Here is a 16,477-nt window from a genome sequence, read left to right on the forward strand (position 1 = left end):
GGATTTGCAATCCGTGCCCACAAACAAAGTCAATAACTCAAATAACTTTACCCTCAAAACCAAACCAAACCACCTTCCAGCGGTTTTTTTATACTTTAAAAACACCTTCAATTATAACGTTAAACAATACATTAATACATTGTCAAATAACCATCAGCCAATGTATTACGTGGCTAATCCTCGCAGAGTTTTAAAACCTGCGAGGATTTCGCTTTTAAAAACCAAAACCATTTCATTTTTAGCCATTTCATCTAAAATCCTGTAGTAACTCCATCCAGTAAAAGAAGAGTAAAAAAGGTTTAAAACACATAGTTTTTTATAAGAGTAACAATCTAGTTTTATTAGTTAAAATATATTCAGTATTTATTCATTTTTAGAAAGTTAGAGAAAAAAATAAATTTTTTATAAGAAAAGTAATTAAAAAGGTAAGAAAAAATAAAAAATAGCAATTCAGTATTTTAATAAAATAAATAAAAAATCCTCAATTAAAGTGTTTAATAAAATTAATTTGTTAAAAAATAATTAATAAAATTACTATTTAACATTAATTTTAATAAAAATGCATTTGAAGTTTGTTTCGTATTAAAAAACTCGTTTAGCTTTTTAACATGCTGAAAGTCAGACGTAGTACCCAAACTACTATTTACTAATTTAAAAACTATTATTATGGACGCTAGAAAAGAAAACACTTTCTCTATGCAAAGAAGTGTGGTATCGTTCAACTTAACGGTACCAGAAACAATCAAAGCCTTAATGCCTGATTACGTAACCCTATTAGACGAACTGGAGAACAAAAACGCTCAAATCGGTACGCTAAACGGTTTACAAAGCTCAAGCAACAAAGGATTTCATGCCGACAAGATCGACACAAAAGTAGAGTTAATTGAGCTAACCCTCGATGTAGTTGCGGCATGTAGAGCGCTGGCGCTCAAACAAAAAAACAACGTCCTTTTAGCCAAAATGGACCAAATGCAAAAATCCAAACTCGAAAGAGCAAGAGATTCAACCACCGCCGATTATTGTGAAGAAGTCCACAATATCGCTTTCAACATCCAGCCAGACATCCAGCCTTATGGTGTAACCGTTACAACATTAGCGGAACTGTCTGCTAAACTCACTCTTTTCAGAGAAGAGTTGTCAAAACCTCGTAACAAAATCGTTTCTCGCAAACAAATCAATAGAGAAATCGGTGAGTTATTCATAGAATGTGCAGAAATTTTAGAAAACCTTGATGCACTTGTAAATACAGTCGCTAGAAGACAACCAGCCTTCAAAAACGAATACTACGATAATAGAAAAATTATCGATTACCACGGCAAAAAACTTTCCCTTCGTGGTTTCGTTTACGATGTAAATGGTTTACCTATCGAAAATGTAGAAGTAACAGCACTAAATGCAAAACTCTCTACACTTACAACTGCCAAAGAGTATTTTGAATTCAAAAGCCTTCCTGCCGGTTTAGATTCCTTTACGTTCAATAAAGTACTATTCCAAACGGTCAACCAAGCCATCGGAATAGTGAAAAACGAAAGAATAGATATTAACATCACCATGGCAAACGCTTCTTCTCAACAAGAATCTGCTTAATAATTTGTAAAACCAAAAGAAAAAATCCGCCAACCAGCGGATTTTTTCATTTCACAACAAACCATTTATATAATCTAATATTGTTTTCTAATTTAATATTCAAAATCTTGACAAGCTTTTTAAAGCTTTTCAATAGGGTTTAAAAACTTTTCAATTTCAACAATTGACAGGTAGAAATCAATACAAATAAACCTTAAAAAAACGTAATACCGAAAAACTAGATGTTTTTCAGAAAAGTATAATCAAGTAATAAAATAAAAGAATTGTAAAAAGGATAGCTATTCTATGAATAAAAACAATTTTAAATGGATTTATTAAATAGAAACTCCCATCAATAAACTTCAAAAAACAAAAACTCTTTCATACTTTTGCGAAGCTAAAAAAACAAACAATGAACTTTGATAGAAAAGACCTTTCCAATTTAAGATTACTTGATTTATACAAACGATTATTGATGCCGAGAATGATTGAAGAAAAAATGCTAATTCTTCTTCGTCAAGGCAAAGTATCCAAATGGTTTTCAGGAATTGGACAAGAGGCAATTTCGGTAGGAATAACCAATGCTTTAGACAAAGACGAATACATTTTACCAATGCACAGAAATCTTGGTGTTTTTACCTCAAGAGACATTCCTTTGCACCGATTGTTTTCGCAATGGCAAGGAAAGAAATCTGGTTTTACAAAAGGTCGCGACAGAAGTTTTCATTTTGGAACTCAGGAATTCAACATTATAGGAATGATTTCCCATCTTGGTCCACAAATGGGTGTAGCCGATGGTATTGCATTAGCCAATAAATTGAAAAAAAATGGAAAAGTAACGGCTGTTTTCACTGGAGAAGGTGCAACATCTGAAGGTGATTTTCACGAAGCGTTAAACATTGCTGCGGTTTGGGATTTGCCTGTTCTATTTGTGATAGAAAATAACGGTTATGGACTCTCCACACCAACAAACGAGCAATATCGTTGTGAAAATCTAGCCGATAAAGGAATTGGCTACGGAATGGAAAGTCATATCATTGACGGAAATAATATTCTAGAAGTTTATAATAAAATAGCGGAATTAAAAGCATCGCTTGCTGAAAATCCAAGACCAGTTTTATTGGAATTTAAAACCTTCAGAATGCGTGGTCATGAGGAAGCCAGCGGAACAAAATATGTTCCTCAAGAACTGATGGACGAATGGGCAAAAAAAGATCCCGTTTCAAATTATAAAGAGTATCTAATTAATGTTGGAGTGCTTTCGGAAGAATTAGATGCTGAATTAAAATCAGTTATCAAGAAAGAAATCGACAAACATTGGGCAATCACGCAAGCCGAACCCGATTTTGAAGCTGATTTATTCGAAGAATTAAATGATGTTTACAAGCCATATCAATTTGATGAAGTTAATCCATCTTCAGAAGTAGAAAATATTCGTGTAATCGATGCTATTTCATCATCGCTTAGACAATCAATGGAACGCCATGAAAATTTAGTAATCATGGGACAAGACATTGCCGAATATGGCGGAGCATTTAAAATTACCGAAGGTTTTGTAGAGCAATTTGGCAAAGAACGTGTTCGCAATACGCCAATTTGTGAGAGTGCTGTTGTTTCTGCCGCAAACGGTTTGTCTATCAATGGATACAAAGCAATTGTCGAAATGCAATTTGCCGATTTTGTTTCCTCTGGATTTAATCCGATAGTGAATTTATTGGCAAAACAACATTATCGTTGGGGAGAAAAAGCCGATGTTGTCGTTCGAATGCCTTGCGGTGGCGGAACTCAAGCTGGACCATTTCACTCACAAACCAATGAAGCTTGGTTTACTAAAACGCCAGGTTTAAAAGTGGTTTATCCAGCATTTCCATATGATGCAAAAGGATTGTTAAATACCGCAATTAATGATCCAAATCCGGTGCTTTATTTTGAGCACAAGCAGTTGTATCGTTCTGTTTATCAAGATGTGCCTAAAAATTATTATACTATTCCTTTTGGTAAAGCTTCGTTTATTAAAGAAGGTTCAGATGTAACGATTATTTCCTTTGGTGCTGGCGTTCATTGGGTTTTAGATACTTTGTCAAAAAACACAGAAATTAAAGCAGATGTAATCGATTTAAGAACATTGCAACCGCTAGATACTGAAACAATTTTTGCTTCTGTAAAGAAAACTTCAAAATGTATTATTCTTCAGGAAGATACTTTGTTTGGAGGAATTTCAAGTGATATTTCAGCATTAATTATGGAGCAGTGTTTTGAATATCTCGATGCGCCAGTTCGTAGAGTTGGAAGTTTAGAAAGTCCAATTCCATTTGTAAAATCTTTGGAAGATCAATATTTACCTAAAGTAAGATTTGAGAAAGAGTTGTTGGAATTGTTGAAGTATTAGAAATAAATAAGGAGTTCATTTGAACTCCTTTTTTATTTCAAGAATTTGATTACCAGAATATAAATAATTATCAGTATTGGAACACACATAACAAAATACAATCCAAAAAGATTCAGCATATAAAGTCCGCCAAAAGCAAATAGACCAAAAGCAATCCTATTTTGAATTCTTTTATTCACTAATATTTTCCACTCAATAATTCGCCACCAATAGCTGATTTTGCTTCAATTCCTAACTTTTTCATCATTTCAAAGGTAGTACAAACTGCGGCAGAGGTAACAGGAATTCCACATTCCGCCTGAATTAAATCAACAGCTTCCAAAGACGGCATTTGAACGCAGGCAGAAACTACTAAAACATCAACATCAGTCAAATCCAATTGCTTGTAAATTTCCAATAAATTCAACGGATTTTGAGCAGCAACTTCCAAATTATCTGGAATTTCCAAAGCAATACTTTCTTTTACTTTGATGCCTTGATGTTCGATGTAATCTACAACCATATCGGTTAAAGGTCGCATGTAAGGTGTAATTATCGAAATTTGTTTCGCTCCCAAAACTTTCAATCCATTAATTAAAGCTCCAGCAGAAGTAACAATTGGAGTAGGAAAGTCGTTGGCCACAGTTTCCTGGTGCAAATTCACTTCCGATACGCAATGATAACCTCTTCCCATGCTCATAATGGCAACCAAACACGCATAACCCATTACGTCAACATGTGCATCAGAAAGTTCTTGAGCGCATTTCAAACTCATGGCATCCATAGCTTCAAGTTCTTCTTTGGTTACTTTTTTCATTCGCATTCTGCTCGAATGGAAGGTAAAACGTTCTGGCAAAATGGTTTCACGAGAACGAAAGATTGCTGGTATTTCGGTTTCCATCGTAACGTTACTTGATGGAACTATTTGTCCTATTCTATATTTCATCTATATTTTAGTTTGCTGACTCAGTCACAGTAAGCAGTCTGAAAACTGAAAACTGTGACTGAATACTAATTTTATATTTCTTTAACCGTATTCACAATCGTTCCAATTCCTTCAACAGTAGCTTCCACAACATCGCCATCGTACATCCATTCTTGTGGATTTCTTCCTGCGCCAACGCCTGATGGAGTTCCGGTTGCAATGATATCGCCTGGTTCTAAAGTGAAAACGATACTCAAATCTTCAATTAAATCATTAATGTTGAAAAGTAAGAATTTTGTATTTGAGTTTTGTTTCTCAACGCCGTTCACTTTTAATGATAAATTCAGGTTGTGTGGATTTTCGATTTCGTCTTTGGTGACTAAAATTGGTCCCATTGGCGCAAAGGTATCTTGACCTTTTGATACAATCCATTGTCCTTCACGACGACAATCACGAGCCGAAATATCGTTGATTACAGTATATCCAAAAACATAATCCATTGCATCTTCTTTAGCAACATATTTTCCTTTTTTACCAATTACCACTGCTAATTCCACTTCCCAATCCAATTGTTCGGTTAGTTTTGTGTTTTTGATGATTTCGGTATTTGTGGATGTAACGGTTGTTGGTGGTTTTGAGAAAATGATTGGTTTTTGAGGAAGTTTTCCAGTTGTGTCTAATGTTCGAGCACTTTCTGCAACGTGTTCCGTGTAATTTAAACCTATTCCGATGATATTTTTTCGAGGTTTTTCGATAGGAGCGAGGATGGTTACTTCGTCCATTTCATAACAGATTTCTTCGAAGAAATTTTCTGGAGTTTCTGAAATCATTTCGGTGATTTCGGCAATTATTTCATATCCCATGTCGATTAAATCCAACATATCATTTGGCAATGGGAAATTGGATATTTCGCCAAAATCCTCCATGTCAATTACTTGATTGTTATGGATGAAGCCTAATCTTGGTTCGGTGTCTTGTGTTTTGTAGGTAAGTAGTTTCATTATTTTTCAATTTTTATTGTAAAGGTAGTGTTGTCTTCTCTTAAAATTTCCATTTCATAGCTTGATTTTTCTTTAATTAATTGTCTGGTCATTAAAATATCACAAGTGTTCATTTCTCTAAAATTGTAGCTATCCAAACGTATCACTTCATCACCAAATTGAATTTTATCCAAATAATCGTTATTCCATACATGTCCTATAATTATCTTATGATTTTCATTGAATGACAATGACACTGGTGGCTGTTTATCGTTTAAATTGATTTTTTCTTCGGCTTCAAAATAGAATTTTTTGTTTTTAAAATCAATAATAACATCTCCGTATTTCAGTAAATCAAGTCCTATTCGGGAGTTATCGTCATCTGTAGTTGTCGTTATGATATTTTCAAAACTGGTCTGATTAATTTTTAGTGCATTGATTTTTACAAGATGTTGTTCTTTTGAGTCATTAACTCCAAAAAGGCCAATATCGGCGGCTCCAATATTGGAGGCTAATTTTTCAACGATATTTTCTTTTTGAAACAGTGTGTTGATGCGATTTGAAATGTCATATAATCCGTCCATTCCCGTATCTAAAAGTGCATATTCGGTTCCTATATCGCAGTTTTTTCCAGAAATTGTTAAGGCAACAAAAGGCGATTTTTGTGCGCCAACTAGTTTTAATTTTGTGGGTTTGGCGGTAGGTTTAAGTTTTTTAACATCATTAGTAATTACTATTTTTTTATCTTTTAAACTTATTTTAAGCACTGAGTTTTGTAATAAATTACTACCAATAAAACCGTCAATTCCATAACATTTTAAAAGGAAATGATTGTTTAAATCAGATACGATAGCTGCTGAGTTTCGAAAATCTAAATCATTTATTTTAATAGACTTTACAAGTACAAGATTCATCTCTTGCTGCTTATTATTAGCATCTGAAACTGAAATATTTTTTTGATTTTCAATTTCTAACTCTTTTAAAACGGTATTAGAAATTATATTTGGCGCACCAGTATCCAATAAGAATTTATAGGTTTTATTATTTATCGTTACGGGAATTATAATTTTCTTTAAAACTAGTTCAAAATCCAACTCTTGATAATAATCCTTTTGATTTATTGTAATGCTAGTAAAATCAACCTTTTGTGCTTGGTTTACACTTGAAATTAATAGTAAAATAAAAAACAAAAATGTTTTAAATGCTTTGTAGGTAAGTAGTTTCATATTTTTTTTTTAACTGCAAAGAACGCTAAGTTTGACGCGAAGTTCGCAAAGTTTTTTTTAGTGATTATGCAATGTCTATTTTCTTTATTCTTTTCTCTTTATTCTTTTCTCTTTATTCTATTTTCTGATTTCCATTATTTTCTTCTAATTCTCGTGACTGATATAATCCTAATTTTTCAATAACTGGTAAGTCGTTGAACGAGAACAAACATGCATCTTCCGTTTTGGATAAATTATGATGTTCGTGCCATGCCCAACTTGGAACGCAGAAAATATCCCGTTCTTTCCAGTCAAATCGTTTTCCGTTGATGATGGAATAGCCGATTCCTTTGGCACATTGGTACACAAACGAACCTGTATGTTTATGCGCTTTTCCTTTGAAACCAGCTGGTAATAATTGCATCGAAGCACTCATGGTTTGCATGACATGACCACCAGTTAATGGATTGGAATACTGCATTAAAATTCCATCAAACGGATTGATTTCATTGACTTTTACAGCTTCTAATAATGCTGGATAAACAGTTTTCCAAGAATATTTGAATAATGGTGAATAGGGTTTGTCCCAAGCTTTATCCGCAGGAATAAATCCCGAAGTTCCATAAGTTAAAGGTGAATAATTTACTGGAAAATCTAATGGTTGTTTGCCATCATAAACTGCATAATCATTGGCCTCTAAAGCATTTACCAACGGAATATCCAATCCGTCTTGCCAGATGCAGGTTTTTCCGTTTGCATCAACGCCGTGTTCGTGCCAAGTGGAATTTGGAGTAATCACAAAATCGTTGACTTCAAATGTGATTTTGTTTCCGTCAACCACAGTATATCCGCCTTCGCCTTCCATAATGAAGCGCAATGCCGATGCTTTGTGTTTGTGTGCTGATGTACTTTCGCCTGGACGTGTAACTTGAATTCCAGTGTACAACCAACCAACAGCTGCGGAAACGTCTTTTCGTTTGTCGTTTACTAGATAAACAACGCGTCTTCCTGCTTGTTCTGGCGTAACTAATTCGGATGATTTTAGCACTAATTCGCGTAAATCATCGTATTTCCAAAGCATTGGAACTGATGAACTTCTTGGTTCCCAAGGCTCGATATCGTTAGCAACTGTCCATAATGCGCCAGCTCCAAGGGTTTCTAGTTCTTTGTAGTATGCCTCGAGTTCTGGTGTGTCGTGAACTCGCGCTCTTCCTATTTGATCGTCTGAATGATTTTCGTTCATAACTATTATTTTTTTTAACCATTAAGATAGTTAAGAAAATTAAGTTATCTCTTAATGAAACTTAATTCCTTAATGGTTTAATTGCTATCTTTTATTAAATTCTTCATGATTATCAATAAACGTAATTTTCCGAGTAGGAGCAATGTTTACTCGTAAATCGAAAATATCAAATCTATTGTAATGTCCTAGAATGTCGTGCATTTGTTTGGGTTGTATGCATTTCTCCAAATCGATATCGGCGTACACAATTCCATCATCATCAATTAGCGGTGTTCCGATTACAGCACCATTGGGACCAATAAATCCTGAAAAGGCAGAATTTTTTCTAGTTAAAAGTTCATCAACATTTGGAACATCTTCTCGTAAAGCGTCTTTTATTTCTTGAGAAATTGTAGAACACGAAACTATTGTAAATAACTTTCCTTCAAATGAATGAGCTGCTGCACGAATTTTAATTGCTTCAGCCATATTGTAATCTGGTGGCGCAACCGGAAGCGAAATGTAGTTGGCAATATGAATTAATTCACCTTGTGATAATAATGTAAATCTTGCTAATGTGTTTGTATTTTCACCACATGCCAACGTTCCAATTGGTCCAATTTCGGTATCATATACTTTTAAAGAAGAACCGTCGCCCGATGTCCAAGTGAGTTTTTCTGCCCAAGTTGGCACTAATTTTCTATGTTTTCCAATCAGATTTCCGTGATTGTCAATAATAAGATTGGTGTTGTAAATTTCGCCATAACTGTCCCCACGTTCGTTGATTCCGATGACGATATGACAATTAAAATTTTTTGCCGCTTGAAATAACGGTTTCAATGAATTATCGGTAATTTTTACAGATGATTTATATAATTCTTCGTACCATTTGCTTCCTTGCACTGGTGTCATGATCCAATTCCAATAGGGATAACCCGAAATGAAAACTTCGGGAAAAGCGATTAATTGTGCTCCGTTTTGACTGGCTTCTTTGATGAAAGAAATGGCTTTGTCAATCGTTTTTTCTACGTTTAGAAAAACGGGTGATGTTTGGACGGTTGCGGCTTTGAATTTTTTGAAGTCCATATTTTATGTTGTTACACAAAGTTTCACTAAGTTAACACAGAGTTTCACTAAGTTTTTTATGAATTTAAATATATATTAATTTTATCTTTCATTTCCTCATTAAAAGCTTCGGCTTTGATGCTTTGTCTGTCTTCTTGAATGGCTACGCTTACTAGTGTTACTTCGCCTTCGAGTACGGTTTTTTCTTGTTGGTTTATAAATTGAAATCCGCAGATGATGGAGGAGTTTTTTAGTTCTTTTACCCAAAGTGATTTGGTTAGAATTTCGCCAATTCTTGCTGCGTTTTTGAATTGCACTTTTAAATCAACGGTTGGAATTCCGTTGGTTTCGTGAATTTTGGAAAATGGTCTTTCCAATGCTTCTTCAAACCAGTCTTCGACTAAATCGTTGAGCATTTCTAAAAATCGTGGATAGAACACTATTCCGGCGTAGTCGATGTGTTTGAAACGTATTTTTTCTTGTTTTATGAATTTCATTAGTTATTTTTTTACATGAATTGCACAAATTTGCACGAATTCAGATGATTGTGTTTATTTTACTTATTTTTTGCCACGGATTAAACTGATTTTACAGATTAACACGGATTTTAAATTTGTTACTAGTTATTCCTGATGTTTTAGCCCAGATAGTAGTGGAAATCCTTTTCTTTTTTTCTTTAAAAAAAGAAAAGATTGCAACGGATAGCTGGAAATAGCTCCAAAAAATAACTAACTTTTCAATTTAAATCGTTGAATTTTACCAGTTTCTGTTTTGGGTAATGTTTCAACAAAATAAATTACTCTTGGATATTTGTATGGTGCAGCGACTTGTTTGAACCAATGTTGAATGTGATTTTTCATGTTTTCTGTAGCGTTTAATTTTTCTTTTAAAACAATATGCGCACAAACTAACATGCCACGTTCTTCGTCGGGCAAACCAACTACTGCACATTCTAAAATAGCTTCATGGGTTAGTAAAACACTTTCTACTTCAATCGCCGCAATGTTATAACCAGCGGAAATAATCATGTCGTCGCCACGAGCTACGAACCAAAAATAGCCGTCTTCGTCTTGACGAAATATATCGCCTGTGATGTTCCAACCGTTTTCGACATATTCCTTTTGTTTTTCTTCACGATTTAGATATTTGCAACCTGTAATGCCACGAACGGCTAATCTTCCGGCTTGATTTCTTGGGACTTCATTTCCGTTTGTATCAATAATTTTTGCTTCGTAACCTGTTATTGGTGAGCCAGTTGCACCAGGTTTGATGTTGGTTTCGTTGGACGATATAAAGATATGCAAAAGTTCGGTTGCGCCAATACCATCGATGATTCTCAAGCCAGTAGCTTCATACCAATCTTGCCAAACTTTCAAAGGTAAAGTTTCTCCTGCTGAAACACATTTGCGTAAGCTGGAAATATCAAATTCATTTACTTTAGTTGTTATAATTCGCCAAGCTGTTGGTGCTGTGAAACATACGGTTATTTTGTAATCTTGAATGGCTTGTAGCAAAAGGTCTGGCGAAGGTTTTTCGATTAAAAATGTTGATGCTCCAAAATACATTGGGAACAAAACCAATCCACCTAGACCAAAGGTAAATCCAATTGGCGGACTTCCTGTAAATACATCGTTTTGTGTTGGTTGTAATGAATAATTTGGAAATGCTTCGCAAATATTTAAAATGTCTCTATGATAGTGAGCCGTCATTTTTGGCAAACCTGTTGTTCCCGAAGTAAATCCGATTAGCGCAACACTGTCAGCTTTGGAATGAAAATTATCAAAAGTTTTGGGTTTGGTAGTCATTAATTGTTCCAAATTTCCATTTCTGTAGAAGCAGACTTCTTGTAGAAAATCTGATTTTACAAAATTCATTTCTTCGGATAATTCGCTGTCGCAAAAGGCATGACTGATTTCGGCACAATTAATTATGGTTGTTAATTCTTTGGAGCGAAGAAGTGGCATGGTTGCGACTACAATTCCGCCGGCTTTTAAAATAGCAAACCAACAAGCGACCATCATTGGATTGTTGGCAGAACGAATTAAAACTCTATTTCCAGATTTTAATCCCAAATCATCCACTAAAACATGAGCAATTTGATTGGCTTTTTCGAATAAATCTTGATAGGTCCAAGTTTCTGTGAATGTACGAATGTAAATGTTGTTACCGTTTCCAATTTCAATTTGATAATCCAATAATCGATGAACACAATTTAGTCCCGAAATTTCGGGATCTGAATGACTGAATTGCGGTAAATCCAAGAAAGTATAATCAGGTTGTAAATCCTGATTTGGAAGATTGTTGTGTGCAAAATTATCTTCGTAATGTTTCATTTGAAAAATTGTATATTGTATAACAGTATATTGGTACAACTTTACAATATACAATCATACAATATTCAGCTTTTTACTTTTTATTACTCTTCGGTTTCAACGCTTTTTTCATACCTTCGGTTTGTCTTCGTTCTGAAGCTTTTAATGGATATAAATGTGAAATTCCCATTTTGTATTGATTTGGTATATCTTCAGGTTGAAATTGTTCATAGGCTTGTGCGTTGCGCACAAAATTAGCATCGAGCAACAACGGTTTTCCTAAAGCCACTAAATCAGCTTTACCATTTAAAATTATGGTGTTTATTTGATCAATATCGGTTATGTTTCCGACGGTAATTGTTGAAATATGTACTGTATTTCGAATAGTATCTGAATACGGAACTTGCCACATTCTGCCTGTTTGGGGTTTTTGATTAGCTACAGTATTTCCTGTGGAAACATTAATAATATCTGCTCCAGCGTTTTTAAAAGCGGTTGCGATGGCAATTACATTTTTCTCTGAAATTCCTTTTTCTGCCCAATCGGTTGCTGAAATTCGTACAGACATTGGTTTTTCTTTTGGAAATACGTTTCGCATTTCGGTGAAAACGCGCAATGGAAATTTCAATCGGTTTTCGATGCTTCCGCCAAATTCATCATTTCGAATATTGGTCAATGGCGATAGAAAGGAAGCTAATAAAAATCCATGATGCGCTTGCAGTTCAATCATGTCAAAATCGGCTTCGGCGGCATTTTTTGTAGCTTGAACGAATTGAGAACAAATCAAATCCATATCTGACAAAGTCATTTCTTTTGGTGTTGTAAACTTTTCATTAAATGGAATTGCTGATGCGGAAAGTAATTCCCATTTTTCATCCAAATCATTTTCTTCCCAAGGTTTTTTAGTAGCACCTTTTCGACCAGAATGACCTAATTGTATTCCGATTTTTGTTTGTGTATTTTGATGAATAAAATTAGTTATTCTTTTCCATTCAATAATTTGATTTTCATTATAAATACCTGCACAACCTAAAGTAATACGTCCAGTTTCTGAAACAGCCGTCATTTCAGCCATTATTAATCCTAAACCACCAATTGCTCTCGATGTATAATGTTGAAAATGCCAATCGTTTACCAAACCATCTTTTGCTGAATATTGTCCCATTGATGACATGACAATTCGGTTTTGCAATTGTAAATCTCGAAGTCTAAAGGTTGAAAAAGCAGCCGATTGATTTTTGTTATTGATATTGCAATTGCCATTGAATTCTTCTATAACTTTATTTGTAAAACTTTCATCTCTTAATTTTAAATTTTCGAAAGTTACTTTTTTAGAACGTGTCATGCATCCGAATGCAAATTGGTAAAATGGATGTTGGTTATTTCTATCCATATTTTCAAACCAATCCAGCGATACCAAAGCTGCATGTTGTATCATCTCAACGGTATTTCTTCGGGATTTGTCATACTGTTTAAAAGCAGCTTGAACATCGTTTGGATTTGCTAAAACTGCATCAGACAGACCGATGGCGCTATCCATTGCTAATTTTGTTCCTGAACCGATGGAATAATGTGCCGTGGCTTTGGCATCGCCGAGAAGAACGATGTTTTTATGATACCATTTTTCGTTGGTAATATGAGGGAATTGACGCCAATTGGATTTATTAGTAATTAATGAATGACCATCTAATTCTTGAGCAAAAATAGTTTCGATTTTTGAAACAGTATCGGCTTCATTGGTGATTTCAAAACCATGTTTTTCCCAAGTGTCATTACTACATTCAAAAATCCATGTGCTCATTCCAGGTTCGTATTGATAAGAATGAGCTACAATCAATCCGTGTTCTGTATTTCTAAAAAAATAAGTAAACGCATCGAGCGGTTTTGTTGAACCACACCACACAAAACGATTTTGTTTCATTACTATTTTGGTTCCAAATTGCTCTTGAAACTGCGTTCTGACCTGACTTCCGATACCATCACAAGCGACAATGATATCTGAGTTTGAAAATTGCGATAAGTCGTCTACATTTTGTTCGAAGTGCAGCTTTACGCCTTCTTCAAGGCAACGTTGATGCAATAATTGTAACAATTTTTTTCTGGAACAGCCACAAAATCCATTTCCTGCAATATTTACACTTTGTCCATCGCGAGCAATGATGATATCATCCCAATAAGCAAAATTCGAACGAATTAAATCGTAGGATTGCATGTCTCTTTTTAGAAATTCGCTTAAGGTTTCATCTGAAAAAACAACTCCAAAACCGAAACTGTCATCAGGTTTATTGCGTTCATAAACGGTTATTTCCCAATCAGGACGTGCTTTTTTTGTTAATATCGAAAAGTACAATCCGCCTGGACCGCCACCAATTACTGTTATTTTCATGTTGTCATTGCGAGGAAAGAAGCAATCTTATCCTCATTTTATATTTTTATTAAACACAGTTTTTTCAAATTTTCACAAATTATTGAAGTTGAATTTTGAGTTTGACTTTTGATATTGTCAACTTCTTTTTATTGAAAAAATCTCACCTATTTTACTATAATTTGAACCGGCTAATCTCGATACAGGTTTGTATGTTTCTAAGTTGATTTTATAGTCTTCTAGCAATACTTGATCATCAAAATGCATCATGACGATACGTCCAATAACTACGCAAGCGCCACCTTGTTGATGTCCTTCAAGAAAATAATGATGCACTAATTCACATTCAAAATGAATTTTACTTTCTTTGACGCGCATTGGTTTTACTTTTATAGATGGAATTGGTGTAAGATTAGCTAAATCAAATTCACTTTCATCAGCAGGAATACTTTGGGATGTGGTGTTCATTTGCTCAACAACATCTTCGGTAACCATATTCACGACAAATTGTTTAGTTGCTAGAACATTGTTTAATGTGTCTTTGTTTTTGTTATTATCTCTTCGTGTTGAAAACATAACATGTGGCGGATCATCACCAAGCATGTTGAAATAGGAAAAAGGAGCAAGGTTATTAATTCCGTCTTCGCTAATGGAAGAAATCCAACCAATTGGTCGAGGAATAATTGAACCTGTTAGTAATTTATATATAGCACTTGCTTCTAATTCGTTTGGATCGAATGTCATTTTGTGTGTTTGGTTTAGTTAGTTTTAAATAGGTCATAAAAATACTAAAATAAAAATGGTAAACAAATGGATTAAATTGTCATTTATTTTATTATATTCTAAAAAACTTTGTGACCTTTGTGCTAAATTCTCAAAAAAACAGATGAAAGCAACGATAGTTACCATTGGCGACGAAATATTGATAGGTCAAATAATAGATACCAATTCTGGATATATTGCTAAAGCTTTAGATAAAATTGGAGTTCAAACGCACGAGATGATTTCCATTTCGGATGATAAACAACACATTGTTGATACTTTTGAAAAACTTCAGAATAAAGTAGATTTGGTTATTATAACTGGCGGACTTGGACCAACCAAAGACGATATAACCAAAAAAACATTTTGCGATTATTTTGATGATGTTTTAATTGAAGATAAAGCTGTTTTAGCACATGTAACCGAATTGATAGAAGGAATTTACAAACGACCAATTTCACAACTAAACAAAGAACAAGCGCTTGTTCCGTCCAAGTGTACTGTTTTATATAATAAAATGGGAACAGCACCAGGAATGTGGATGAAGAAAGAAAACACCGTTTTTGTTTCGTTGCCCGGCGTTCCTTATGAAATGAAGTATTTGGTTGATAACGAAATTGTTCCAAAAATCGTCCAAGAATACGAACGACCTTACATAATTCACAAAACCATTTTGACTTATGGTCAAGGCGAAAGTTTAGTAGCCGAACGAATTGAAAATTGGGAAAATAATTTACCCGAATTCATAAAACTAGCCTATTTGCCAAGTCCAGGACGGGTTCGTTTACGATTAACAGCTCGAGGCAAAAATCAAGAAATTCTCGAAAAAGCTATTCAGGAAAACGTAGAAAGTTTAACCAAAATCATTAATGATATAATTGTGGGTTTTGACGAAAACGAAACCATTGAAGTTGTCGTTGGGAGATTGTTAGCTTCTCAAAATAAAACCATTGCCACTGCCGAAAGTTGCACCGGAGGAAAAATAGCCCAAATGTTAACATCGGTTTCTGGCGCATCTAATTATTTTAGAGGAAGCGTTGTAAGTTATGCAACCGATACTAAAATTTCTGTTTTAGATGTTTCGTCTGATATTATTAAGGAGAAAACAGTTGTCAGTCATGAAGTTGCTTCAGCTATGGCAATTGGCGTTCAAAAAGTAATGAAAACCGATTATGCCATTGCAACAACAGGAAATGCCGGACCAAACAAAGGCGATTCAAATGCCGAAGTTGGAACCGTTTTCATAGCATTAGCAACACCAAATGAAATTATTGTAGAAGAATTTAATTTTGGTCAACCACGTGAAAAAGTGATAGATAGAACTGTAAATAAAGCTTTAGAAATGCTTCAAAAAGAAATTTTAAAAAATCTGCAATAATTTTTTTGTTACAATGATTTATTTTGCGTAAGTTTGCACCCTGATTTTGAATAACGATAAAAGAAAAGCATAATGTCAAGAGTTTGTGACCTTACAGGTAAAAGAGCGATGGTAGGAAATAATGTTTCTCACGCTATGAACAAAACTAAGAGAAAATTTTCTGTAAACTTAGTTAAAAAACGTTTCTATCTTGCTGAAGAAGACAGATGGATTACGCTAAGAGTAGCTGCATCTACAATTAAAACTATTAACAAAAAAGGTTTAGCTGCTGTATTGAAAGATGCAAAAGCTAACGGATTTATCGGATAATTCGATAACCTATTTAAAAA

General features: G+C 34.3%; 14 protein-coding genes. 5 read left to right on the top strand and 9 right to left on the bottom strand.

Translation table 11 applies throughout. The features are described from left to right. From IAI56_RS16100 to IAI56_RS01300, 3 genes are all read left to right on the top strand, one after another. Positions 1-265: hypothetical protein (locus IAI56_RS16100; RefSeq protein ID WP_222940955.1), on the top strand; the 265-nt coding region annotated here is incomplete at its 5' end. A gap of 401 nt (positions 266-666) precedes the next feature. After that, the gene (locus tag IAI56_RS01295) at positions 667-1,587 is read left to right on the top strand and encodes a carboxypeptidase-like regulatory domain-containing protein (protein WP_187656156.1); all 921 of its coding nucleotides are present in this window, start codon (positions 667-669) and stop codon (positions 1,585-1,587) included. A gap of 391 nt (positions 1,588-1,978) precedes the next feature. Beyond that, on the top strand, positions 1,979-3,955 hold the full coding sequence (locus IAI56_RS01300) for an alpha-ketoacid dehydrogenase subunit alpha/beta (protein WP_187656157.1): 1,977 nt from the start codon (positions 1,979-1,981) through the stop codon (positions 3,953-3,955). A gap of 178 nt (positions 3,956-4,133) precedes the next feature. On the opposite strand, the gene IAI56_RS01305 is transcribed toward IAI56_RS01300, so the two are convergent. The 9 genes from IAI56_RS01305 to IAI56_RS01345 all read right to left on the bottom strand — a co-directional run bounded on the left by IAI56_RS01305 (position 4,134) and on the right by IAI56_RS01345 (position 14,752). Beyond that, complete coding sequence (locus IAI56_RS01305) at positions 4,134-4,880, bottom strand: maleate cis-trans isomerase family protein (protein ID WP_280527435.1); 747 nt, start codon at positions 4,878-4,880, stop codon at positions 4,134-4,136. Positions 4,881-4,951: 71 nt separating this feature from the next. Then, the gene (locus tag IAI56_RS01310) at positions 4,952-5,860 is read right to left on the bottom strand and encodes a fumarylacetoacetate hydrolase family protein (protein ID WP_187656158.1); all 909 of its coding nucleotides are present in this window, start codon (positions 5,858-5,860) and stop codon (positions 4,952-4,954) included. Beyond that, the gene (locus IAI56_RS01315) at positions 5,860-7,065 is read right to left on the bottom strand and encodes a retropepsin-like aspartic protease (protein ID WP_187656159.1); all 1,206 of its coding nucleotides are present in this window, start codon (positions 7,063-7,065) and stop codon (positions 5,860-5,862) included. The genes IAI56_RS01310 and IAI56_RS01315 overlap by 1 nt, the downstream gene beginning before the upstream one ends. A 112-nt stretch (positions 7,066-7,177) precedes the next feature. Then, positions 7,178-8,287 carry a cupin domain-containing protein gene (locus IAI56_RS01320; protein WP_187656160.1) on the bottom strand — a complete coding sequence of 370 codons (1,110 nt, stop codon included), beginning with the start codon at positions 8,285-8,287 and terminating at the stop codon, positions 7,178-7,180. Positions 8,288-8,371: 84 nt separating this feature from the next. Continuing rightward, the gene (locus tag IAI56_RS01325) at positions 8,372-9,352 is read right to left on the bottom strand and encodes a carbon-nitrogen hydrolase family protein (RefSeq protein WP_187656161.1); all 981 of its coding nucleotides are present in this window, start codon (positions 9,350-9,352) and stop codon (positions 8,372-8,374) included. A 56-nt stretch (positions 9,353-9,408) separates the two neighbouring features. Further along, complete coding sequence (locus IAI56_RS01330; RefSeq protein ID WP_187656162.1) at positions 9,409-9,828, bottom strand: acyl-CoA thioesterase; 420 nt, start codon at positions 9,826-9,828, stop codon at positions 9,409-9,411. Positions 9,829-10,059: 231 nt separating this feature from the next. Next, positions 10,060-11,664 carry an AMP-binding protein gene (locus IAI56_RS01335; RefSeq protein ID WP_187656163.1) on the bottom strand — a complete coding sequence of 535 codons (1,605 nt, stop codon included), beginning with the start codon at positions 11,662-11,664 and terminating at the stop codon, positions 10,060-10,062. Between the two features lie 73 nt (positions 11,665-11,737). Beyond that, positions 11,738-14,029, bottom strand: a complete 2,292-nt coding sequence (locus IAI56_RS01340; RefSeq protein ID WP_187656164.1) for an oxidoreductase — start codon at positions 14,027-14,029, stop codon at positions 11,738-11,740. Between the two features lie 117 nt (positions 14,030-14,146). After that, entirely contained in the window at positions 14,147-14,752 is a 606-nt protein-coding gene (locus tag IAI56_RS01345; RefSeq protein WP_187656165.1) for a flavin reductase family protein, read from the bottom strand. Positions 14,753-14,894: 142 nt separating this feature from the next. Between IAI56_RS01345 and IAI56_RS01350 the strand changes: the two genes are divergently transcribed. Then, entirely contained in the window at positions 14,895-16,148 is a 1,254-nt protein-coding gene (locus IAI56_RS01350; protein WP_187656166.1) for a CinA family nicotinamide mononucleotide deamidase-related protein, read from the top strand. 72 nt (positions 16,149-16,220) lie between these two features. Continuing rightward, on the top strand, positions 16,221-16,457 hold the full coding sequence (gene rpmB, locus IAI56_RS01355; RefSeq protein ID WP_169524749.1) for a 50S ribosomal protein L28: 237 nt from the start codon (positions 16,221-16,223) through the stop codon (positions 16,455-16,457). Positions 16,458-16,477 lie beyond the last annotated feature (20 nt).

The sequence above is a fragment of the Flavobacterium macrobrachii genome, from assembly GCF_014486675.1.
GTDB lineage: Bacteria > Bacteroidota > Bacteroidia > Flavobacteriales > Flavobacteriaceae > Flavobacterium > Flavobacterium macrobrachii.